This window comes from Pseudonocardia sp. D17 (assembly GCF_036984265.1).
Lineage (GTDB): Bacteria > Actinomycetota > Actinomycetes > Mycobacteriales > Pseudonocardiaceae > Pseudonocardia > Pseudonocardia benzenivorans.
Window position 1 is genome coordinate 13870 of the sequence record NZ_BPRG01000036.1, and the last position, 20622, is coordinate 34491.

At 73.5% G+C, this 20622-nt stretch carries 23 protein-coding genes; 16 read left to right on the forward strand and 7 right to left on the reverse strand.

What is annotated here, in order from left to right; translation table 11 throughout:
* Positions 1 to 121 precede the first annotated feature (121 nt).
* The 9 genes from PSD17_RS05620 to PSD17_RS05660 all read left to right on the forward strand — a co-directional run bounded on the left by PSD17_RS05620 (position 122) and on the right by PSD17_RS05660 (position 8063).
* Positions 122 to 472, forward strand: a complete 351-nt coding sequence (locus PSD17_RS05620) for a DUF485 domain-containing protein (protein ID WP_013672306.1) — start codon at positions 122 to 124, stop codon at positions 470 to 472.
* On the forward strand, positions 469 to 2106 hold the full coding sequence (locus PSD17_RS05625; protein WP_013672307.1) for a solute symporter family protein: 1638 nt from the start codon (positions 469 to 471) through the stop codon (positions 2104 to 2106). The genes PSD17_RS05620 and PSD17_RS05625 overlap by 4 nt, the downstream gene beginning before the upstream one ends.
* A gap of 65 nt (positions 2107 to 2171) precedes the next feature.
* Positions 2172 to 2840 (forward strand): HEAT repeat domain-containing protein, encoded by a 669-nt coding sequence (locus PSD17_RS05630; protein ID WP_013672308.1) that lies wholly within the window; start codon positions 2172 to 2174, stop codon positions 2838 to 2840.
* The gene (locus PSD17_RS05635; RefSeq protein ID WP_339121984.1) at positions 2827 to 3831 is read left to right on the forward strand and encodes a MerR family transcriptional regulator; all 1005 of its coding nucleotides are present in this window, start codon (positions 2827 to 2829) and stop codon (positions 3829 to 3831) included. Before PSD17_RS05630 ends, PSD17_RS05635 begins: the two co-directional genes overlap by 14 nt.
* 130 nt (positions 3832 to 3961) lie before the next feature.
* Positions 3962 to 5065 (forward strand): lysylphosphatidylglycerol synthase transmembrane domain-containing protein, encoded by a 1104-nt coding sequence (locus PSD17_RS05640; protein ID WP_339121985.1) that lies wholly within the window; start codon positions 3962 to 3964, stop codon positions 5063 to 5065.
* Between the two features lie 30 nt (positions 5066 to 5095).
* A complete protein-coding gene (locus tag PSD17_RS05645; protein WP_339121987.1) occupies positions 5096 to 5443 on the forward strand; it encodes a VOC family protein in 348 nt (115 codons plus the stop codon).
* A gap of 117 nt (positions 5444 to 5560) precedes the next feature.
* Positions 5561 to 5983 (forward strand): YciI family protein, encoded by a 423-nt coding sequence (locus PSD17_RS05650; RefSeq protein ID WP_013672312.1) that lies wholly within the window; start codon positions 5561 to 5563, stop codon positions 5981 to 5983.
* 3 nt (positions 5984 to 5986) lie between these two features.
* Positions 5987 to 7267: an RNA polymerase sigma factor gene (locus PSD17_RS05655; RefSeq protein WP_339121989.1), complete on the forward strand. Its 1281-nt coding sequence runs from the start codon at positions 5987 to 5989 to the stop codon at positions 7265 to 7267.
* A gap of 115 nt (positions 7268 to 7382) precedes the next feature.
* Positions 7383 to 8063, forward strand: a complete 681-nt coding sequence (locus tag PSD17_RS05660) for a trimeric intracellular cation channel family protein (RefSeq protein WP_339121991.1) — start codon at positions 7383 to 7385, stop codon at positions 8061 to 8063.
* A 23-nt stretch (positions 8064 to 8086) separates the two neighbouring features.
* Here PSD17_RS05660 and PSD17_RS05665 read toward each other — a convergent pair whose 3' ends face one another.
* Both PSD17_RS05665 and PSD17_RS05670 read right to left on the reverse strand, forming a co-directional pair.
* Positions 8087 to 8632, reverse strand: coding sequence for a dihydrofolate reductase family protein (locus PSD17_RS05665; RefSeq protein ID WP_013672315.1), 546 nt, complete (start codon positions 8630 to 8632; stop codon positions 8087 to 8089).
* 123 nt (positions 8633 to 8755) lie between these two features.
* Complete coding sequence (locus PSD17_RS05670) at positions 8756 to 9505, reverse strand: FadR/GntR family transcriptional regulator (protein WP_013672316.1); 750 nt, start codon at positions 9503 to 9505, stop codon at positions 8756 to 8758.
* A gap of 134 nt (positions 9506 to 9639) precedes the next feature.
* Between PSD17_RS05670 and PSD17_RS05675 the strand changes: the two genes are divergently transcribed.
* From PSD17_RS05675 to PSD17_RS05685, 3 genes are all read left to right on the forward strand, one after another.
* Positions 9640 to 10182 (forward strand): MaoC family dehydratase, encoded by a 543-nt coding sequence (locus PSD17_RS05675; RefSeq protein WP_165965648.1) that lies wholly within the window; start codon positions 9640 to 9642, stop codon positions 10180 to 10182.
* A 139-nt stretch (positions 10183 to 10321) separates the two neighbouring features.
* Positions 10322 to 11413: a zinc-binding dehydrogenase gene (locus PSD17_RS05680; RefSeq protein WP_339121995.1), complete on the forward strand. Its 1092-nt coding sequence runs from the start codon at positions 10322 to 10324 to the stop codon at positions 11411 to 11413.
* A complete protein-coding gene (locus tag PSD17_RS05685; protein WP_339121997.1) occupies positions 11410 to 12846 on the forward strand; it encodes an MmgE/PrpD family protein in 1437 nt (478 codons plus the stop codon). The genes PSD17_RS05680 and PSD17_RS05685 overlap by 4 nt, the downstream gene beginning before the upstream one ends.
* Here PSD17_RS05685 and PSD17_RS05690 read toward each other — a convergent pair.
* The 3 genes from PSD17_RS05690 to PSD17_RS05700 all read right to left on the reverse strand — a co-directional run bounded on the left by PSD17_RS05690 (position 12800) and on the right by PSD17_RS05700 (position 14750).
* Complete coding sequence (locus tag PSD17_RS05690) at positions 12800 to 13018, reverse strand: helix-turn-helix domain-containing protein (protein WP_013672320.1); 219 nt, start codon at positions 13016 to 13018, stop codon at positions 12800 to 12802. The genes PSD17_RS05685 and PSD17_RS05690 overlap by 47 nt on opposite strands.
* A gap of 62 nt (positions 13019 to 13080) precedes the next feature.
* Positions 13081 to 13737, reverse strand: a complete 657-nt coding sequence (locus tag PSD17_RS05695) for an MT-A70 family methyltransferase (RefSeq protein ID WP_013672321.1) — start codon at positions 13735 to 13737, stop codon at positions 13081 to 13083.
* Positions 13734 to 14750, reverse strand: a complete 1017-nt coding sequence (locus tag PSD17_RS05700; protein ID WP_339121998.1) for a helix-turn-helix transcriptional regulator — start codon at positions 14748 to 14750, stop codon at positions 13734 to 13736. Before PSD17_RS05700 ends, PSD17_RS05695 begins: the two co-directional genes overlap by 4 nt.
* An 80-nt stretch (positions 14751 to 14830) precedes the next feature.
* On the opposite strand from PSD17_RS05700, the gene PSD17_RS05705 reads away from it, so the two are divergent.
* Positions 14831 to 16156 carry an FAD-binding oxidoreductase gene (locus tag PSD17_RS05705; RefSeq protein ID WP_233899254.1) on the forward strand — a complete coding sequence of 442 codons (1326 nt, stop codon included), beginning with the start codon at positions 14831 to 14833 and terminating at the stop codon, positions 16154 to 16156.
* 365 nt (positions 16157 to 16521) lie between these two features.
* On the opposite strand, the gene PSD17_RS05710 is transcribed toward PSD17_RS05705, so the two are convergent.
* Entirely contained in the window at positions 16522 to 17103 is a 582-nt protein-coding gene (locus PSD17_RS05710) for a hypothetical protein (protein WP_339122001.1), read from the reverse strand.
* Between the two features lie 222 nt (positions 17104 to 17325).
* Here PSD17_RS05710 and PSD17_RS05715 point away from each other — a divergent pair, with 222 nt between their 5' ends.
* On the forward strand, positions 17326 to 18444 hold the full coding sequence (locus PSD17_RS05715) for an alpha/beta hydrolase family protein (RefSeq protein WP_193788432.1): 1119 nt from the start codon (positions 17326 to 17328) through the stop codon (positions 18442 to 18444).
* 280 nt (positions 18445 to 18724) lie between these two features.
* Here PSD17_RS05715 and PSD17_RS05720 read toward each other — a convergent pair whose 3' ends face one another.
* Positions 18725 to 19159: a hypothetical protein gene (locus tag PSD17_RS05720; RefSeq protein WP_339122003.1), complete on the reverse strand. Its 435-nt coding sequence runs from the start codon at positions 19157 to 19159 to the stop codon at positions 18725 to 18727.
* A 48-nt stretch (positions 19160 to 19207) separates the two neighbouring features.
* On the opposite strand from PSD17_RS05720, the gene PSD17_RS05725 reads away from it, so the two are divergent.
* Both PSD17_RS05725 and PSD17_RS05730 read left to right on the forward strand, forming a co-directional pair.
* Complete coding sequence (locus tag PSD17_RS05725) at positions 19208 to 19750, forward strand: peptidylprolyl isomerase (protein ID WP_013672327.1); 543 nt, start codon at positions 19208 to 19210, stop codon at positions 19748 to 19750.
* Positions 19751 to 19763: 13 nt separating this feature from the next.
* Positions 19764 to 20618 carry a rhomboid family intramembrane serine protease gene (locus tag PSD17_RS05730; RefSeq protein ID WP_013672328.1) on the forward strand — a complete coding sequence of 285 codons (855 nt, stop codon included), beginning with the start codon at positions 19764 to 19766 and terminating at the stop codon, positions 20616 to 20618.
* Positions 20619 to 20622: the final 4 nt, after the last annotated feature.

Here is a 20622-nt window from a genome sequence, read left to right on the forward strand (position 1 = left end):
ATCGGGTGGACATCACTCCTCTGGAGCAGCACAAATGGCGCGGTCCGGACGTTTGCCGTTTCCTGCGTCGAGCACGATGCCGACAATCTGCCTCCTCCGACGATGCAGGAGAGACGACGCGATGAGTACGACGGGTGACCGACAGACCGAAACGGTCTATCAGGAGGTTCAGCGCAGCGCGGCGTTCGCCGATCTGCGATCGCGACTGCGCCGGTTCGTCTTCCCGATGAGCGCCGCGTTCCTGCTGTGGTACCTGGCCTATGTGCTGCTGGCGTCCTACGCGCCCGGCTTCATGGCCACCCGGCTGGGTGGCTCGAACATCACCGTCGGGCTCGTCATCGGCCTGTTGCAGTTCGTGACGACCTTCATCATCACGATGGTCTACGTGCGGTACGCCGACCGGCGGCTCGACCCGCCGGCGACCGCGCTCCGTGAGGAGATCGAGGCCCGGCGAGCGGAGCAGGCCCGATGACCTCCACGCTGGCCCAGTCGGGTGGCGCCACCGTCGGCAGCCCGTGGCTCAACATCGCCATCTTCGGATTGTTCGTCGTCGTCACCCTCGTCGTCGTGTTCCGCGTGGGCCGGTCGAACTCGACGGCGTCGGACTACTACGCCGCCGGTCGCTCGTTGACCGCCGCGCAGAACGGGACCGCGATCTCGGGCGACTACCTTTCGGCGGCGTCGTTCCTCGGCATCGCGGGCGCCATCGCCGTCTACGGCTACGACGGTTTCCTGTACTCGATCGGCTTCCTCGTCGCGTGGCTCGTGGCGCTGCTGCTGGTCGCGGAACTGCTGCGCAACACCGGCCGCTACACGATGGGCGACGTCCTGGCGTTCCGGATGCGGCAACGCCCGGTCCGGGCGGCCGCGGCGACGTCGACGCTCGTCGTGTCGTTCTTCTACCTGCTGGCCCAGATGGCCGGCGCGGGCGGGCTCGTCGCGCTGCTCATCGGGGTGACGGGAAAGGCGCAGCAGGCACTCGTCATCGCGGTCGTCGGCGTGCTGATGATCGTGTACGTGCTGGTCGGCGGCATGAAGGGCACCACCTACGTCCAGATCATCAAGGCGGTGCTGCTCATCGCGGGCGCCGCGGTGATGACGATCTGGGTGCTGGGGCTGACGGGATTCAACCTGTCGACGCTGCTCGGCGACGCCGTCGCGAACAGCCCCAAGAACGGCGAGGCCATCCTCGGCCCAGGCCTGCAGTACAAGAACAAGGTCGACCTGATCTCGCTGGGGCTCGCGCTGGTCCTCGGCACCGCGGGTCTGCCGCACATCCTGATGCGCTTCTACACGGTGCCCTCGGCCCGGGAGGCGCGGAAGTCGGTCGTCTGGTCGATCTGGCTGATCGGCATCTTCTACCTGTTCACGCTCGTGCTCGGCTACGGCGCGGCGTGGCTGGTCGGACCCGCGGTGATCAGCGACCCCAACACGCCGGGCGGGACGAACTCCGCCGCCCCGCTGCTGGCCTACGAACTGGGCGGGCCGTTCCTGCTGGGGTTGATCTCCGCCGTCGCCTTCGCGACGATCCTCGCCGTCGTCGCTGGCCTGACGATCACGGCGTCGGCGTCGTTCGCCCACGACGTGTACGCCAACATCGTCAAGAAGGGGCAGGCGACCTCGCGCGACGAGGTCCGCGTCGCCCGGATCACCGCCGTCGTCATCGGGATCGTCGCGATCGGCGGCGGCATCCTGGCGAACGGGCAGAACATCGCCTTCCTCGTGGCGCTCGCGTTCGCCGTCGCGGCCTCGGCGAACCTGCCGACGATCCTGTACTCGCTCTACTGGAAGCGGTTCAACACGACCGGCGCGCTCTTCAGCATCTACGGCGGGCTCGCGATCTGCATCGTGCTGATCGTCTTCTCGCCCGCCGTCTCGGGCAAGCCGCCGAACGCCGCCGGCCGGTCGGCATCGATGCTGCAGGGCGTGGACTTCCACTGGTTCCCGCTGGACAACCCCGGCCTCGTGTCCATCCCGGCGTCGTTCCTGCTCGGCGTCATCGGCACCTACGTCGGCAGCCGGGAGAAGCACAACGCCGAGAAGTACGCCGAGATGGAGGTCCGGTCGCTCACCGGAGCGGGCTCGGAGAAGGCAGTCGAGCACTGATGGCCGCCGGACGGGTTGACCTTCACACGGTGTGAAGGTCTTGGGTGTCATGGCAGGAGGACGCCATGACACCCACTCGCCCGTCCGGTGTGGCCGGACGGCTCGCCGCGCCGCGCTCGTCGGACCGGCTGCAGGCCGCGCTCGCCGCGGGGACGCGGCCGGACCCGCAGTACGTCGACGCGCTCGTCGAGCGTTGCGCCGTCGAGCCCGACTTCTTCGTACGCGACATGCTGACCTGGGCGCTGGTCCGCCATCCCGTCGAGCTGACCGTGCCGCGGCTGGTGCGTGAGCTCGACCGCGACATCGCGCAGGCCCGCAGCCAGGCCCTCCACACCTTGTCGAAGATCGCCGACCGCGCGGCGTGGCCGGCCGTCACGCCCGAGCTGATGCAGGATCCCGACGACGAGGTGGCGCGCAGCGCGTGGCGCGCCGCGGTGGTGCTCGTGCCGGAGGGGGGTGAGGCCGGGTTGGCCAGGGAGCTGTCCTCGCAGCTCGGCCGCGGCGGCCGTGACCTGCGACTGAGCCTGAGCCGGGCACTGGCCGCACTCGGCGACGCGGCGCGTTCCCCCGTGGCCGAGGCGGCGGCGCGCGGCGGTGCCGACGTGCGGGCGCATGCGCTCGTCACGCAACGGCTCCTCGACGACCCGGACGCGAACGTCGACGCCGCACTGCACGAGGCCCGGCGCATCGTCGCGCTGAGCGGCGCGCCCGGCGGGGTCGATGCGGATCGGTGAGCTGTCGCGGCTGGCGGGGATCAGCACCCGGATGCTGCGGCACTACGACGCCATCGGCCTGGTGTCGCCGACCAGCCGCTCGGCCAACGGCTACCGCGACTACACCCCCGACGACATCAGGCGCCTGTTCCGGGTCGAGAGCCTGCGGACGCTGGGGTTGTCGCTGCAGTCGATCCGGCACACGCTCGCCGACGCGGACGTCGCGCCGAGCGAGCTGGTCGAGGAGCTCATCGCCAGCACGGGGGAGCGCATCGCTCGCGAGCAGGCCCTGCTGCGGCGGTTGGAGGGCGTGCGCGCCAGCGGGGCGACGTCGTGGCGCGACGTCCTCGACCTGGTCGCGCTCATGCAGGGGCTCGACTCGTCGGACCCGTCCCGGCGGCAGCGCGCCGCGCTGTCCGACGGCACCCCGGTGCCCGCCGCGCCGATCGTCGACGCGCTGCTCGAGGAGGACGACCCGAACGTCGCCGGCGCCCTGCAGTGGGCGTTGACCCGGTCGTCCGACGACGCCCTGCCACACCTCGTCGAGGCCCTGCACTCGTCGGACGAGCAGGCACGGCGCCAGGCGGTCGCGGCGCTCGTCAAGCTGGAGCCCGCGGACTCCGAGTCGGCCCTGCGGGACGCGCTGGGGCACACCGACCGGGTCGTCCGCGAGCGCGCCTCGCTGGCGCTGGGGAGCAGGGGAGCCGTCGAGGTGGTCCCCGAGCTGCTCGAGATGGTCGTGCGGGGTTCCGACGACGTCGTCGCCGCCGAGATCCTCGGCCGGCTCGCGCGCCTGCACGGGCTGGGCGACCAGCTCGCCGGCGTCGTCGTCGCGCGCCTGGCGAGCGAGGACGCTTTGCCGGGCGCGCGGGCGCGGCTCACCCAGGCACTCGCCGAGATCCCGGGGCCCGAGGCACACCACGCCCTCGCCGACCTGACCCAGGACCGGGACCGAGCGGTGGCGGTCACCGCGACCTATCTGCTCGCGATCCACTCCGCGACCCGCCACTGACGGGCCTCCCGGCCCGCAACGTAGGGTCACCGAGGTGCTCCCCGTTCCCCGTTCCGCCCGTGCGGGACCGCGGCCGGACGCACAGCCCGATCACAGGTCCCGCACAGCTCGCCGGGCCAGACTCGGTGGTATGGCGTTCCCGGCGGTACCGGCTCCGCGCCCTGAGTACGTCCGGTCACCGGGCGCTGCGGGCGGGGCCGACGGCGCACGCCCGGCACCGAGGACGCGGTCGCGACGGGGCCGCCGGCTGCTCGCGCTCGCCGCGGTGGTGCTGGTCGTCGTGGAGATCGTCGTGGTCGCGCCGGAGGTGGGCAACGCCGTCGCGGCACTGCAGGCCATCGACGTCGACTGGTTCGGCGTCGCGGTCGTCGCCACGGTGGTGTCGATGAGCATGTTCGGCCTGGGCCGGCGCCGCCTGCTGGCCGCCGCCGGGGTGCGGACCCCGGCGGGTGCGTCGGTGGCCGCGGCGTTCGTCGCCAACGCCCTGCACGTGACGCTCCCGGGTGGTGCCGCGTTCTCGACCGCGTACACCTACCGGTGGATGCGCGACCGGGGCGCCACGGTGGCCGTCGGGACGTGGGTCCTCGTGGCGGGCGGCGTGCTCGCGACGGGGTCGCTCGTCGCGCTGGGGCTCGCCGGCGCCCTGCTGGCCGGACGCAGCGGCGGGCTCGTCGGCAGCGTGTGCGAGCTGCTCGGACTGCTGGCCGTGGCGGTGCTGGTCCGCCATCTCAGCCGGCATCCGGAGCTGGTCCGGGCCGCGTGCGCGCACGTGCTGACCCGGGTGAACCGGCTGCGCCGGCGCGAGCCGGCGGCGGGTGCGGCGGCGCTCGACGACCTCGTCGGCCAGCTCCAGGCGGTCCGGCCACGCCCGGCGGACTGGTTCGCCGCCGGCGGCTGTGCGGTCGCGAACTGGGCGTTCGACCTCGGCTGTCTCGCCGCGTGCGCCGCGGCGCTGCAGATGCACGGTCTCGGGCTGCCGCTGCTGCTGGTCGCCTACACCGCGGGGATGGCGACGTCGGGACTGTCGCCGCTGCCCGGCGGGATCGGTGTCGTCGACGCGACGCTCGTGCTCGCGCTCACCGCGGGCGGGGTCCCGGTGGCGGCGGCGTTGCCCGTCGTCGTGCTGTACCGGCTGATCAGCGTCGTCGGGGTCGTGGCGGCGGGCTGGGTCTGCTACGTCGTGCAGCAGGTGCGCCCCGGCGCCGCCGCGGTCGGGACCGCCGCGTCCCGATGACTTCCCGGCCGTCGCGCGGTCTGGACCGGTATGGACCTCTTCGCGGGCATCGCGGTACGTGACCTGGCCCGGGCGGTGGACTGGTTCGACCGCTTCTTCGGCGAGTTCTTCGGCGAGGTCGAGACGTTCGCGCCCAACGACGTCGAGCGGGTCTGGACGATCGGCGAGTACCGCCACGTCTACGTCGTCGTGCAGCCGGCCGCCGCCGGGCACTCGCTGCTCACCCTGTTCGTCGACGATCTCGACGCGCTCCTCGGCGACGTCGCGAGCCGCGGCATCACCCCGGACCTGCAGGAGACGTACGGAAACGGCGTCCGCAAGGCGGTCTTCCACGACCCCGACGGCAACGAGATCGGCGTCGGTGGCGGGCCGGGCTGAGCCCCGCAGGAAGGTTGCGGAAGATTTTTCCCGGACGTGTCGATCCGGACCGATGCCCGTTCGACCCGTGGATGAGAGGGTCGCGAGGGGCGACCCGACGACTCAGGGAGACACACCGTGAAGTACATGCTGATCATGCGGGCGACCGACGAGGGCTACGCGAGCATGGGCGCCCTCGACTTCGACGAGGTCATCGCGACGATGGGCCGCTTCAACGACGAGCTGATCCGGGCCGGCGTGCTGCTGGCCGCCGAGGGCCTCGCGGATGCGTCGGAGGGCGTCGTCGTGGACTACTCGGCGGAGGCGCCCGTCGTCACCGACGGACCGTACGGGGAGACCAAAGAGCTGTTCGGCGGCTTCTACATCCTCAACGTCGCCTCGAAGGAGGAGGCGGTCGAGTGGGCCAAGCGCCTGCCGGCCTTCGGCGGGAAGGGCTTCAAGACCGAGATCCGGCGCGTCACGACGATCGACGAGTTCCCGCAGGACAACGAGTGGATCAAGAAGGAGCGGGCGTGGCGCGAGGCCAACGGCCAGCTCTGAGCGATGGCTGACCCGACCGGGCGGCAGGCCGTCGCCGCGGTGTGGCGCATCGAGTCGGCCCGGATCGTCGGCGCGCTCACCCGCTACACCGGCGACTTCGCGCTCGCGGAGGACCTCGCCCAGGAGGCGCTGGCCGAGGCGCTGGTGACGTGGCCCCGCGACGGAGTGCCGCGCAACCCGGCGGGATGGCTGCTGACCACCGGCAGGCGCCGTGCGATCGACGCGTTCCGCCGCCGGTCGGCACGTGACGAGCGGTACGCCGCCCTCGCCCGCGACCTGGGCGAGGGCGGCATCGTCAGCGGGAGCGGGGGACCGGCCGAGGAGGCCGACGACGTGCTGTGGGACCCCGACCGGATCGACGACGACGTGCTCGCGCTGATGTTCGTCTCCTGCCATCCGACGCTGTCGCCGGAGGCACGCGTCGCGCTCACCCTGCGCGTCGTCGGCGGTCTGACCAGTGACGAGATCGCGACGGCCTTCTTCGTCCCGACGGCGACCGTCCAGGCACGGATCACCCGCGCCAAGAAGACGCTGGGCGCGGCGCGGGTGCCGTTCGCGGTGCCGCCGCCCGAGGACCGTCAGGAGCGGCTCGGATCGGTGCTCAGCGTCGTGTACCTGATCTTCACCGAGGGCTCGTCGGCGAGCTCCGGCGACGACCTGATCCGGTTCGACCTGGCCGGTGAGGCACAGCGGCTCGCCAGGGTGCTGGCGCGGCTGATGCCCGAGGAGCCCGAGGTCCACGGCCTGCTGGCGCTGCTGGAGCTCACGGCCGCGCGCTTCCCCGCACGGATCGGGCCGGACGGCGAGCCGGTGCTGCTGGAGGACCAGGACCGCCGGCGGTGGGACCGGGCCGCGATCCGCCGGGGCCGGGCTGCGCTGGCCCGCGTCGACTCCGCGGGTCGCGGGCTTGGCTACTACGGCCTGCAGGCGGCGATCGCGGAGTGCCACGCCGTCGCCGGCTCGGTCGCCGAGACGAACTGGGAGCGCGTCGTGCTGCTCTACGAGGCGCTGGGCCGGCTCGCGCCGTCGCCGGTCGTCGATCTCAACCGGGCGGTGGCGGTGTCGATGGCGCAGGGGCCGGCGGCGGCGCTGGCGATCGTCGACGAGCTGGCCGCCGGTGGGGCGCTGACCGGCTCGCACCTGCTCCCGACGGTGCGCGGCGAGCTGCTCACCCGCCTGGGCCGGGCCGACGCCGCCCGGGCCGACCTCGAGACCGCGATCCGGCTGTGCCGCAACGACCGTGAGCGCGCGGTGCTGCAGCGGAAGGTCGCCGCCCTGGGCTGACGTCCCCCGGTCGGCCGATACGGGCGTCGCACCCCGGGTGGCCCGGCCGCCCGACCGCGCGGCGGCGCCCGCGGGGGCAAGGTCGACGGTGAACCCACCACCAGGAGGCGCCACCATGACCGCCGCGACCCTGCGGTCCCTGACCAGCAGCACCCAGGACGGGATCGACGACGACCGTCCACTGTGGCTGGTCGTCCTCGACCTGGTGTCGGTGCTGCTGTTCGCCGTCGAGGGCGGGTTGATGGCGGTGTCGGCGGGGTTCGCCCTGGTCGGCGTCCTCGCCGTCGCGTTCGTGTCGGCGCTCGGGGGCGGGCTGGTCCGCGACCTCGTCGTGCACCGCCACCCGCCGGCGGCGCTCGGCTCCGTCGCCTACCCGGCGACGGCGCTCGTCGGCGGCCTGCTGGCGGCGTTCGGCCACGTCGGGCTCGGGGTGCTGCTGCCCGGGATGCGGGTGCCGTTCGACGCCGTCGGGCTCGGCCTGGTGTGCGGGGTCGGCACGATCGTCGCGCTCGACAAGCGCATGTCGGCACTGGGTGCGGTGTTGCTGGGAACGGTGAGCGCCGTCGGCGGGGGTGCGATCCGCGACATCATGACCGGCTCGGTCCCCGTGGTGCTGCGCCACGACGTCAGCGCGGTCGCGGCCGCGGCCGGCGCGACCGTCACCATCGTGACGCTGCGGTGCGGGGCGCGGCGGCAGGTGGCCGTCGTCCTGGGGGCCGTCGCGTGCACCGCGCTCTCCCTCGCCGCGGCGTACCTCGGATGGCGGCTCCCCGCGCTGACGACGCCGGCCGCCTGACCCCGCCGCCGCGGCACCGACCGTCAGCGCGGGCCGTAGGTCAGGTGCACCACCTGGTTGGTGTAGCTCTCGCAGCCCAACAGCGCGAGCGTGCTCTCGGTGCCCTCGGGGAAGAGCTTGGGGCCCGTCCCGAGCGCGACCGGGTAGACGAACAGGTGCAGCTCGTCGACGAGGCCGTCGGCGAGCATCGCCCGCACCAGCGTGCCGCTGCCCGACACGTAGATGGCGCCGTCGGTCTCGTCCTTGAACCGCCGGATCACGTCGGCGTCGTAGCCGCCCAGCAGGTGCGAGTTGTTCCAGCCGTCGGCACTGGTCAGCGAGGCCGACACGACGTGCTTGGCCGTGTTGTTGAAGAACGGGACCCCCGGGTCGTCCTCCTCGGTGCGGGCCGACCAGGCCGGCCCCATCTCGACGAACGTCCGACGGCCCAGCAGGATCGCCGTCGCCTTGCCGGTGATGTCGCCGATCGTCGTGGCCATCTCGTCGGTGAACGGGTAGTCGAACGTCCACATCGGCGCCCCGATGCAGCCGTCGAGGGTGATGAACTCGTGAACGGTGATGGCGCCCATGGTGCGTGCTCCTTCGTCGGGGGCGCGTCGGCGACGCGCGATCGGCAGAGGGGACCGTCGCCGTCGGCGGAACTCATCGGCCCGGTGTGGGGCGATTCGTCGGGCGCCCGAGGTCGGACCTTGTCATCGGTCGCCGCCGGTCCCGTCGGCGGTGCCGCCGAGGTCGGAGACGTCGATGCGGGTGTAGGTGTCGCGCAGCGCGGTGAGGTGGTTGCGCATGGCGCGGCTCGCGGCGGCGGCGTTGCGGTCGCGGACGTGCCCGAGGATCTCGGCGTGCTCGACGGCGACCCGGCGCCAGAACTCCGCGCCCGCCCGGTCGCGCAGGAACCGGTCGCGCATGACGGTGAAGATCGGCCGGGCGACGACCTCCAGCAGCGGGTTCTCCGTGGCGCGCAGCAGCAGCACGTGGAAGCGGCTGTTGGCCGACCAGTCGACCTCCTTCCCGCCGGCGGCGTCGCCCGCCACGACCACGGTCGCGGCCAGCCGGTCGAGGTCGGCCTCGCTGCGGTGCCGGGCGGCCAGGCCTGCTCCCGGCACCTCGATCATCGTCCGCACCTGCAGGAGCTGGCCCACCGACAGCCGGTTGCGCGACAGCATGCCGATCGACGTCTGGAGGTAGTCCGCGACGTCGTCGGTCGACGGCTCGGCGACGAACGTGCCCCCGCCCACGCCACGCGACGACGTCAGCAGCTTCTGCGTCGAGAGCACCCGCAGGGCCTCGCGCAGGGTGCTGCGGCTGACCGCCATCCGCTCGGTCAGCTCGCCCTCGGGTGGCAGCCGGTCGCCGGGACGCAGCTCGCCCGTGACGATCATGCTGCGGAGCTCGTCGGCGACGCGCTCGTACTCGAGCCGTCTGCTTCCGGGCGCGGACATGGCCCGAGACGGTAGCCGACTCCCTTCGGGCAACCGGCGTGCGACGGTTGACGGGGAAAAGTCTGATGTTTAGCGTGCGAGCGGCAACGATCCGGGGCCGGTCGACGACGGTGTGGAGCGAGGGGCGGAGCACGGTGACAGTCCAGCCTGGGTGGCAGGGCCGGTTCTACGAGGACTTCGAGATCGGCGACGTCTACCGGCACCCCTTGGGGCGCACCGTGGACGACACCGACAACACGTGGTTCACGCTGCTGACGATGAACACGAACCAGGCCCACTTCAACGAGCAGGTCGGGGCAGGGTCCGAGTTCGGGCGCCGGCTCGTCGTGTCGACGTTGACCCTCGCCATCGCCATCGGCCAGAGCGTCATCGACGTGACCCAGAACGCCTTCGCGAACCTCGGCCTCGACGCCGTGAAGTTCTCCCACCCGGTCTTCGCGGGCGACACCCTGTGGTCGGAGTCGCAGGTCATCGCCAAGCGCGAGTCGGCGTCGCGGCCCGAGGCGGGCATCGTCGGGGTCTACACCCGCACCCTCAACCAGGACGGCGACATCGTCTGCTCGTTCGAACGCACCTTCTACGTGCACAAGAAGGGCGCCGCCCGCGGCGTGTCCCGCTTCCCGGAGGCCAAGGAGCCGATGCCCGAGATCGCGCCGAGAACCCGCGCCGGTTCCTGATCCGCGCCGGTCTCGGGACCGTCGCCGGCCGGCCTGCAGCCGGGCGTGCGGTGAGCGACAGTCAGACCCGAGCACGACGGGCGGCGCGGCACCGGCCGTGTCGTCCGGCCCACCGTCGGAGGACCGGAAGGACGCACCCATGACCACGGGACGCCTGGCCTACATGCCCGAGCCCGGGAGCGTGGAGCTCCGCGAGTACGAGCTGCCGACCCCGGAGCCGGGCAGCCTGCTCATCGAGACCGTCGCCGCCGGCATCTGCGGGTCGGACCTGCACATGTTCGCCGACAAGCACCCGCTCAAGTCGATCGTCCTCGGGCACGAGGTGATCGGGCGGGTGGTCGACCCGGCCACCCGGCCGACCGACTCCGCGGGTCGTGAGCTGCACCCCGGTGACCTGGTCTCGGTGGTCTACTTCGCGTTCTGCCAGCACTGCCGCCAGTGCGCCCGCGGCCTGACGCACCTGTGCGAGAACGCCTACAACCACTGGATCGCCTCGCCCGACGAGTTCCCGCACTTCACCGGCACCTTCGGCACCCACTACTACGTGGGCCGGTTCCAGCACCTGTTCAAGGTCCCCGACAACGTCGACCCGCTCGCGGCGGTCAGCGCGAACTGTGCGCTCGCGCAGGTGTCCGCGGGGGTCGACCGCGGTGGCGTCACCGCCGGGGACACCGTCGTCATCCAGGGCGCCGGGGGTCTGGGGCTGTGGGGGGTCGCCGTCGCCAAGGAACGCGGGGCGCACGTCATCGTGGTCGACGCGGTGCAGCGCCGGCTCGACGCGGCGAAGGCGTTCGGGGCCGACGAGGTCGTCTCGTTCGACGAGGCACCCGAGCCGGGCGACCGCATCGCCCGGGTGCGGGAGCTCACCGACGGCGGCGCGGACATCGGGCTGGAGCTCACCGGCGTCGGCTCGGCGGTGCTCGAGGGTGTCGAGATGGTCCGCCCGGGGGCGACGTACGTCGAGATCGGCAACGTCATGCCCGGTGTGGAGATCGGGCTGGACATCGGGTCGCTGACGCGCCGCTCGGTCACCATCCACCCGGTGATCCGCTACCACCAGCGGTTCTTGAAGGGGGCGCTGGACTTCATCTCGCGCAACGTGGGCCGGTTGCCGTTCGACCAGCTCGTCGACGCGACCTATCCGCTCGACGACGTGCTGCAGGCGATGGAGGACTCGAAGGCGCGCAAGGTCAACCGGGCCGCGCTGACGATGGGCCCGGACGCGCGGTGACGATCTCGGGACGGCTCGCCGAGCTGGTCGTCGGGACCGAGCCCGCGGCGCTGCCCGAGGCCACCCGGACCGCGACGTCGATGCACACGCTCGACACCCTCGGCTGCGCCCTCGCCGCACTCGGTCTCGACGCCGTGCCCTACGTGCGGGCGTCCTACGCCGAGCGCGGGGTGAGCGGACCGGCATCGGTCGTCGGGCAGGCCGGGGGACTGCCCGCCGACATGGCGGCCATGGTCAACGGCGCGCTCGCGCACGCACTCGACTACGACGACACCCACGCCGGGTCGATCGTGCACGTCAGCGCGGCGACGGTGCCGGCGGCGCTCGCAATGGGCGAGCACACCGGTCGTTCCGGCGCCGAGGTGCTGACCGCGATCGCGCTCGGCAACGAGGTCTCGGTGCGGCTGGGCAGGCCCGCGGGGGCCGCACTGCACGCCCGCGGCTTCCACCCGACGGGCGTGTGCGGCGTCTTCGGTGCGACGGCCACCGCGGCACGGCTCTCCGGGGCCGACGCCGAGCAGACCCGCAACGCGTTCGGGATCGCGGGCAGCATGGCCGGCGGCCTGATGGAGTTCCTGGCCGACGGCTCGGAGACCAAGCCGTTCCATCCCGGGTGGGCCGCCCACGCGGCCATCAACGCCGTCTGGTTCGCCCTGCACGGCGCCACCGGCCCGGCCACGGTTGTCGAGGGCGACCGCGGGTTCTTCGGTGCCTACCTGCGCGGCGAGGAACCCGACCTGTCGAGCGTCACCGACGGCCTCGGCGAACGCTGGCTCACCGACGAGATCGCGTTCAAGCCCTATCCGGCGTGCCACTACGTGCACGCTCCGCTCGACGCGCTGTCGGCGATCCTCGACGAGGAGCACCTCGGCGCCGGCGACATCGCCGAGATCACCGCGTTCACCGACGAGACGGGCGTGATCCTCGTGCTGGAACCCGCCGCCGACAAGGCGGCCCCCCGGACCGCGTACGACGCGAAGTTCAGCATCCCGTACGCGTTCGGGGCCCGGGTCGCGCACGGCGCGGTGGGGGTGGAGACCTTCACCGACCAGGCGATCGGGGACCCCGACGTGCTGGCCGTCGCGGCGAAGGTGCGCTACGAGCTGCGCCGCTACTCCGACACCGGCGGCTCGTTCGGCGGCGGTGTCCGCGTCGTCACCACCGACGGGAGGGTGTTCGAGAACGAGCTGCGCCACCAGCGCGGCGGCGCCGAGAACCCGCTCACCGACGCCGACGTGGCCGCCAAGTTCACCTCGAACGCCGCGGTCGCCCTGCCGTCCGACGAGGTCGCGCGGCTCGCCGCGTTCGTACTCGGGATGTCCGACGCACCCGACCTCGGACCGCTCGCCGTCCTGCGAGCGGCGACCGTCAAGGGAGGTGGCGGGCTCAGCTCGCGCGGCGGCGGCCCGCCCCGCCCCGGGCCCGGTAGGTGACGCCGGCGTCCTCCAGCAGGCGCCGGACGCGGCCGATGCTGTAGCCGGTCTCGGCGCACAGCTGGCGGACGCTCTTGCCGGCCTCGTACCTCTTCAGCAGCTCCGCGCCGACCTTGGCACGCTGAGCGTCCGACAGGCGCTGGCCTCGCTTCAGGTCCGGAGTCTTCGCCATGGCGACGGATCTTCCTCCCGACCAGCGGTCGGGTCCAGTGTTCCGGAGCCGGTTTCCCGAGGTCAGCGGTATGTCGGGAAGAGGCGTCCGCGAGGCGTCACATCGGCGGCGGACTCGTTGCCCCAGACGGCCCAGCCGGGCCGGGGGTAACGGGCGAACAGCTCGAGATAGGGGCCGGGGGAGCAGGCCTCGATGAGCTCGTAGGCCTCGTCGGGCTTGCGCGAGTGTTCCCGCTTGCGTGTCTCGATCATGTTGACCTGCCGGCGCCCCGGTTCCAGCGTCCGCAGCGAGCCGCGCACGCCGAACAGGATCAGCTCGGTGACGTTGCGGAAGTAGAAGCCGACGCCGCGTCCGTCCGGCCCACCGTCCTTGCGACGCTTCGCCCACACCAGGTTGGAGACGTACCGGTAGCCCCACGCGCCCATGACCGCGAGCCCCTCGGGCAGCAGCGCGTTGGGCACCCACAGGTACAGGTGGGAGTTGTCGGCGACGACGTCCGCGACGGGCAGGGCCTCGATGTCCGCGGTGGTCATCGTGTCGTAGCGGTCGAGCCGACGGTGCTCCGGCGCGACCTTGCCCGTCCGGTTCGCGAACCGCCACGGCGGATCGGCGTAGACCGTCGCCCAGCCGCCGTCGACGCGCGGGAGGGGGCACTGCGGTGTCGGGTCGACATCGGCGCGCAGGGGTGCCGCGCGGGCGTCGTCTCCGACGGCCGTCACGGTTGCGTACCTGCGGGGTCCACGGGTGCATTGTCCACGGGCGCACCGCCGGGCGGCGGGAGATCCGTTCCGGCGAGCCGGGACGCCAGCGTCCGCAGCCGCTCCCGGATCTCTGCCGGGGCGTCGATCGAGGTGAGCGGGGCGACGACGGCGACCGTCGCGACGTCGTGCACCACGAGGTCGGCCGACTCCGCGCTGATCCGCACGACGCTGCCGCCGTCCGCCTGCTCGACCGCGCCGACGAGCGCCGCCGGCAGGCGGTCCCGCAGGTCGGTGGCCGGGACGGCGACCGTGACGACGGCCGTCCAGCGGTAGGTAGCGGCGGCGAACGAGCCGGCGAGCGCGGCGACCGCGTCGCCCCCGGGGAGCTCGCGGGGCGCGAACACGCGGTGCGTCGTCGCCGGGTCGGTGATGCGGTCGACGCGGAAGGTGCGCCAGTCGTCGCGCTCGGGGTCGAAGGCGAGCAGGTACCAGCGCCCCTTGACGGTCACCAGTGCATGCGGCTCGACGCGCCGCAGCGTCGGTGCGTCCGACCGGCTGCGGTACGCGAACGTCACGAGCCGGCGGTCGTCGGCACACGACGCGAGGACGGCCAGCACGGCCGGATCGGCGGGTGGCACGTCGCCGCCGGGAACGGCCTCGGTCGCCGACGTCAGCGCCGTGAGCCGTGGCCGCAGCCGCGCGGGCAGCACCCGTTCGAGCTTGCCCAGCGCCCGCATCGAGCTGTCCGCGATCCCCGCGACGCTGCCGCCCGCCGCCGTCGCGAGGCCGATCGCGACGGCGACGGCCTCCTCGTCGTCGAGGACGAGCGGCGGCAGGTTGCGGCCCGACGTCAGCCGGTAGCCGCCCGCGGTGCCGGTCGTCGCGGCGACCGGGTAGTCCAGCGCTCGCAGCCGGTCGACGTCGCGCCGGATCGTCCGGGTCGTGACGCCGAGCCGCTCGGCCAGCTCGGGACCCGCCCACTCGCGGCGCAGCTGCAGGAGCGCGAGCAGCCGAAGCAGCCGCGCAGGCATGTCCCGACGTTCCGCCACGGATCGAGGATCGCACGGAACAAGGACGTTCAATGTCCGCAAGGCCTCCTAGCGTCGGCGCCATGACGACCGCGATGCTCCCTGCCGACCCCGGGTTCGACGACGTCCTCACCGGCTTCCAGCGTGCCGGCCGGCACCGCCCCGACCGGGTCGTCGTCGCGAGGTCGGCCGACGACGTGCGCGCCGCCGTCGTCCACGCCGCCGCGCACCGGCTGCCCGTCGCCGTCCAGTCCGGCGGACACGGCCAGGGCCGGCTCCTCGACGGCGGCGTCCTCATCTCCACCCGCGAGCTCACCGGCGTCCGGGTCGATCCCGCCACGCGCACGGCCCGGCTGGCGGCGGGCGCCTCGTGGCAGCACGTCATCGACGCGGCCGCCGAGCACGGGCTCGCGCCGCTCTCGGGCAGCGCACCCGGCGTCGGCGCGGTGTCCTACACCCTCGGCGGCGGTGTCGGACTGCTCGCCCGTCGGCACGGGTTCGCGGCCGACCACGTGCGCCGGATCGACCTGGTCACCGCGGACGGCGCTCTGCGCGAGGTCACGGCATCGTCGGATCCCGAGCTGTTCACCGTCCTGCGCGGCGGTGGCGCGGGGCTGGGCGTGGTCGTCGCGATGGAGATCGATCTCGTCGAGGTGACAACAATCCTCGGCGGTGGGCTCCACCTCGACCTCCGCGCTGCTCCGGACGTCCTCGAGGGCTGGCGGCGGTGGACGACGACCGTGCCCGAGGAGATGACCTCGGCAGTCGCGATGCTCGTCGTCCCCGACCTCCCGGTGGTCCCTGCGGACCTGCGCGGGCGGCACGTCGCACAGGTCCAGCTGGCGTGGTCCGGCGACCCGGCGGAGGGCCGTCGGGTGCTCGCGCCGCTGCGCCGGCTCGGGCCCGTCCTGCGCGACACCGTGCGGGAGATCCCGTACACGGAGTCCGCCTCGGTGTTCGACGAGCCCGACCGGCCGCACGCCTACCGCTCGGAGAACCGTCTCCTGCGCGAGCTCGACCCCGCCGCGCTCGCCGGGATCACCCGGGCGGCCGGCCCGTCGGCCGGGACGATGTGCGTCGTCGGCATCCGGCACCTGGGTGGGGCGCTGGCCCGACCCCCCGCCACGCCGAACGTCGTCGGGCACCGCGACGCGGCGTACTCGCTGATGGTCCTCTCGCCGATCGAGGACGACCTCGACGCCGTCGTCGACCTGCATCGACGGCTGATCGCACCGTTCCTGCCCGCCGCGCTCGGCCGCTCGCTCAACTTCAGCTACGGCGCGCTCACCCCCGCCGAGGTGCGGGAGGCCTTCGACCCGGGCGTCGCCGACCGCATCGCCGCGGTCGCCGCGGCCCTCGACCCGGCGGGCCTGCTGCGCGCGAACCAGCCGATGCCGCGTCCCGCGTGACCGCGGACCCGCTGGACCGGCGGGGCCGTTGAGCTCGAGGTGCACCCGGTCGAGCGAAGACGTCGCGCCCGGGCCGCTGTGAGGGCGTCGCCGCGGAGCGTCGCGTCAGTGGGGTCGGCCGCGGGGTCGCCGCACCGCGGGCCGCGGGGGTCGCCGAACCGCGGGCCGCGGGAGTCGAACCGCGGGCCGCGGGAGTCGAACCGCGGGCCGCGCGGGGGGCGCCGAACCGTGCGGGCAGGTGGGGTCGCCGGACCGCGGGGCGGGCGGAGCCGTCGGACGCACGGAACGGCGCGCCCTGCCGGACCCTCGACGCTGAGGGCCCGGCGGGACGCGCCGCTCCGAATGACCGGGCGGTCAGGCCACGATCAGCTGACCTGGAAGCCCTGGACCTGGGTGGGGTTCTGCGCAAGCGCGGCGACCTGGGCCGGGTCGACCGACGGCGGCGCGGGGATGGTGCCGCTCGACGCGAGGGCGTCGACCGGGTTGATGGCCGTGGGGTCGGGGGTGACCGAACCCTCGGTGTTGACGGCCGGCGCGAGCGCGTCGGTCGGCACGGGCGGCAGGGCGTCGGCCGGCGTGGGGAGCGGGGGCAGGGCGTCGGTGCCCGGCAGCGCGGGGAGCGACGGCACCGAGGGCAGCGCGGCGTTCGTCGCGACACCGTCGGACGAGTCGTCGGAGTCGTCCGAGTCGTCGCCGCCGTTGACCGTCGGCGGCTCGAAGTTGAACGCAGGCGGGAGCGCGTCGGCACCCGGGATCGCGTCGGTGCTGGGCAGGGCGGGGAGCGCGTCGGTGCCGGGCACCGCGGGGAGCGCGTCGGCACCGGGCACCGACGGGAGGGCGGGGAGCTCCGGCGCCGCGAAGGCCGGAGCGGCGAGCCCGGCACCGAGCGCCGCGATGCCCGCGGCGGTCACGGTGGTGCGCAGGGTGCGCCGAGCAAGGCTGCTCATCGCAGGGGGATCCTTCCGATCGGGGGTCTCGGACGATGCGACGGTGATCTGACCGACCAACGACCTCCCCCCGGGGAGGTTGTGTCGGGAAGCGGTTTTCACCCGTTCCGGTGGTTGAGAACGCGCAGGTAGGAGGCGTTTCACCGCTCCGGATGACCGTGTGCGACTTGACGCGCGTCCTTCGACGGGACCGTTCGGGTCCGACTGCGCGATGATCGGGGGGTGCGGGGAAGCGGATGGGTGGGCGCGGGCGTCGCCGGACTGGGCGCCGGGCTGGGTGCGGGGGTGCTGGGTGCGGGCTGGTTCTACTCGAGCCTGCTGCTCGACACCCGGCAGCGTCTCGTGTGGCCCGAGCAGGTCCTGGCGTCCGACGGACACACGGTGACGCTGCGGCGGTCACGGCTCGTCGAGCAGCCTGGTGTGTGGGGCCTGCGCTGGGCCGAGGGACTGGCCGTCATGGGGCCGATCGCGCGCGTCGAGAAGGACCGGGTCGTCCGGGAGCTGCTCGAAGGCCCGGTGCCGGCGCCGGGCACGCGGGCCGCCGTCGACACCGGGCCCTACGACCCCGACCCCGGCGCCCGCGGGCTGGAGTTCACCGAGGTCGCCGTGTCGACTCCGCTCGGGCCGGCCCCCGCGTGGTCGGTGCCCGGGGCCTCGCCCGACACCTGGATCATCCACGTGCACGGCCGGGGCGGTGCCCGCCGCGAGGCCCTGCGGGTGCTGCCCGCGCTGCACCGGGAAGGCTGGTCGCAGCTGGTCATCAGCTACCGCAACGACGACGTCGCGCCGCCCAGCCCCGACGGTCACTACCACCTCGGCGACACCGAGTGGGAGGACCTGGAGGCCGCGGTCCGGCACGTCGTCGCCGCCGGGGCGGAGCGGATCGCGTTGTTCTGCTGGTCGATGGGCGCCGCGATCTCGGGCGCCTTCCTGAACCGGTCGTCGGAGGCCGGCCGGGTCGGGGCACTCGTGTGGGACGCGCCGCTCGTCGACTGGCGGGCGACCCTGCGCCAGCAGGCGCAGAACCGACGGCTGCCGCCGGCGCTGACGCCCGTCGCCGCGGGCTGGACGAGCCGTCGGATCGGGATCGACTTCGACCACTTCGCTCTGCAGGAACGCCCGCCCGCCGTGCGGCCGCCCACGCTGATCGTGCACAGCGTCGCCGACACCGCCGTCCCGGTCGCGCCGAGCCGGGAGCTCGCCCGGACCGCGCCCGCGCTGGGGTGGGAGGTCGAGATGCTGGAGGTCGACGGCGTCGAGCACACGGCCTCCTGGAACGCCGACCCCGCCCGCTACGAGCAGACGGTCGCCCGGTTCCTCCGCGCCCGGCTCGGGGGATGACGCCCGGCCGTCCGCCTCGTGGGTGGGCGCCCGTCGGCTCGCAGCAGGCCGGCAGATCGGCCACTCTCGCCGGCGAGGCCGCGCCGCAGCGGACCGCAGAAGACCGGGCGCAACCTGAGTGTCGTCGGGGGCGTCGGGCACGAGCGTGGGGTTGCGGCCGACGACCCGGGCGCAACCTCACCGTCCTCACGGTCGGCCGGCTGGACCGTGAGGTTGCGCCCGGAGCGTGCGGCGGGGGCACCCCCACACCAGCGTCGCGGTGTGGGCGTGCCTCGGCGGCTCAGTCGGAGGAGTGGCCGTTGCGGGTCGCGGCGGACGGGACCGCGCCGTCCGAGGCGTCCCCGCCGCCGCTCGCCGAACCTCCGTCCGACGGGACGGCGTGCGGCACCGCGCGCACGGGCTCGTCCTCGACCTGCTGCGGGCGGCGCGACAGGATCGCCCACAGTGCGACGGCCACCGCCGCCGCGATCCCGCCGGCGAGCAGCCACCAGCCACGTCGCGACGGGCGTTCCGGCTCGATCCGGGCGGCGAGGTCGCGGCGGACATCGGTGAGGGTCTCCGCGGCGACGTCGCCGAGCCGGGCCGCGACGTCGGCCACGAGGCCGCTGCCGAGCTCGACGCCGTGGCGCACGTCGGCCGCGGCGTCGGACGCGAGTTCGCCGAGGGACTCGCCGATCGTCGCGAGGTGGTCGGGGGCGTTCCTGCTCGTCCTCATGAGGTGGACCTGCTTCCCGCGTGGGCGTCCGTTTCCGGTGCTGGCACGATGGTGCATGTGACTGACCCAGGCAAGTCCAAGCAGACCGCGACGCTGCGGACCTCCGAGGGCGACATCCGGATCAACCTGTTCCCGGACCACGCCCCGAAGACCGTGGAGAACTTCGTCGGACTCGCGGCCGGGACCAAGCAGTACACCCAGCCCAACGCCGCGGGTGGCGACAGCGGCCCCTTCTACGACGGCTCGGTGTTCCACCGCGTCATCAGCGGCTTCATGATCCAGGGCGGCGACCCCACGGGCACCGGGCGCGGCGGCCCCGGCTACCAGTTCGCCGACGAGTTCCACCCGGAGCTGCAGTTCGACCGTCCCTACCTGCTGGCCATGGCCAACGCCGGGCCCGGCACCAACGGCTCGCAGTTCTTCATCACCGTCGGCCCGACGCCGCACCTGAACCGTCGCCACACGATCTTCGGCGAGGTGGCCGACGCGGAGTCGCGCGCCGTCGTCGACGCCATCGCGACCACCCAGACCGACCGCTCGGACCGCCCGCTCACGCCGGTCGTCATCCAGCGCGTCGAGGTCCAGCAGTAGGAGCGACACCCAGGTGACCGACCCCGCCGGCCCGCCCCCCTCCGGACCGCCGCAGGCGCCCGCCGTGTGCGTGCGCCATCCCGACCGGCCGACCGGCCTGCGGTGCACCCGCTGCGACCGGCCGGCCTGCCCGGAGTGCCTGCGGGAGGCGGCGGTCGGTTACCAGTGCGTCGACTGCGTGGCCGAAGGTCGGCCCGCGGCCCGACGCACGATCCGGCCGGTCGCGCGGGGTCCGCGAACGCCGGTCGTCACGACGTCGTTGATCGCGCTCAACGTCCTCGTGTTCGTCGTGACGGTCGTGCAGGCCCGCAGCCTGAACGGCAACGACCGCTCGGACCTCTTCGCGGCGTGGTCGCTGGTCCCCGGGTACGTGGCCCAGGGCGAGTGGTGGCGCGTCGTCACCGCGGGATTCCTGCACTACGGCCCGCTGCACCTGCTGTTCAACATGCTGGCGCTGTGGGTCATCGGCCGGGACATGGAGATGCTGCTCGGCCGCACCCGGCTGCTCGCGGTGTACCTCGTCGCGCTGCTGGGCGGATCGGCCGCGGCGCTGCTGTTCTACGGAGCCAACTCCGAGGTCGCCGGCGCGTCGGGCGCGGTGTTCGGGCTGATGGGCGGCCTCGCGGTCGCGTTGCGCCGGATGCGGGTTCCGATGACGCAGGTCGTCGTCGTGATCGCGATCAACATCGTGCTGAGCGTGACGTTGCCCGGCGTCTCACTGATCGGGCACCTCGGCGGGCTGATCGTCGGCGCCGTCGCGACGGCGGCGCTCGTCTACGCGCCCGCCCGCAACCGGACGGCCTTCCAGGCGGGAGCGATCGGAGCCCTGACCGTGCTGTCGATCGCCGTGATGCTCCTCGCGGTCTGAGGCC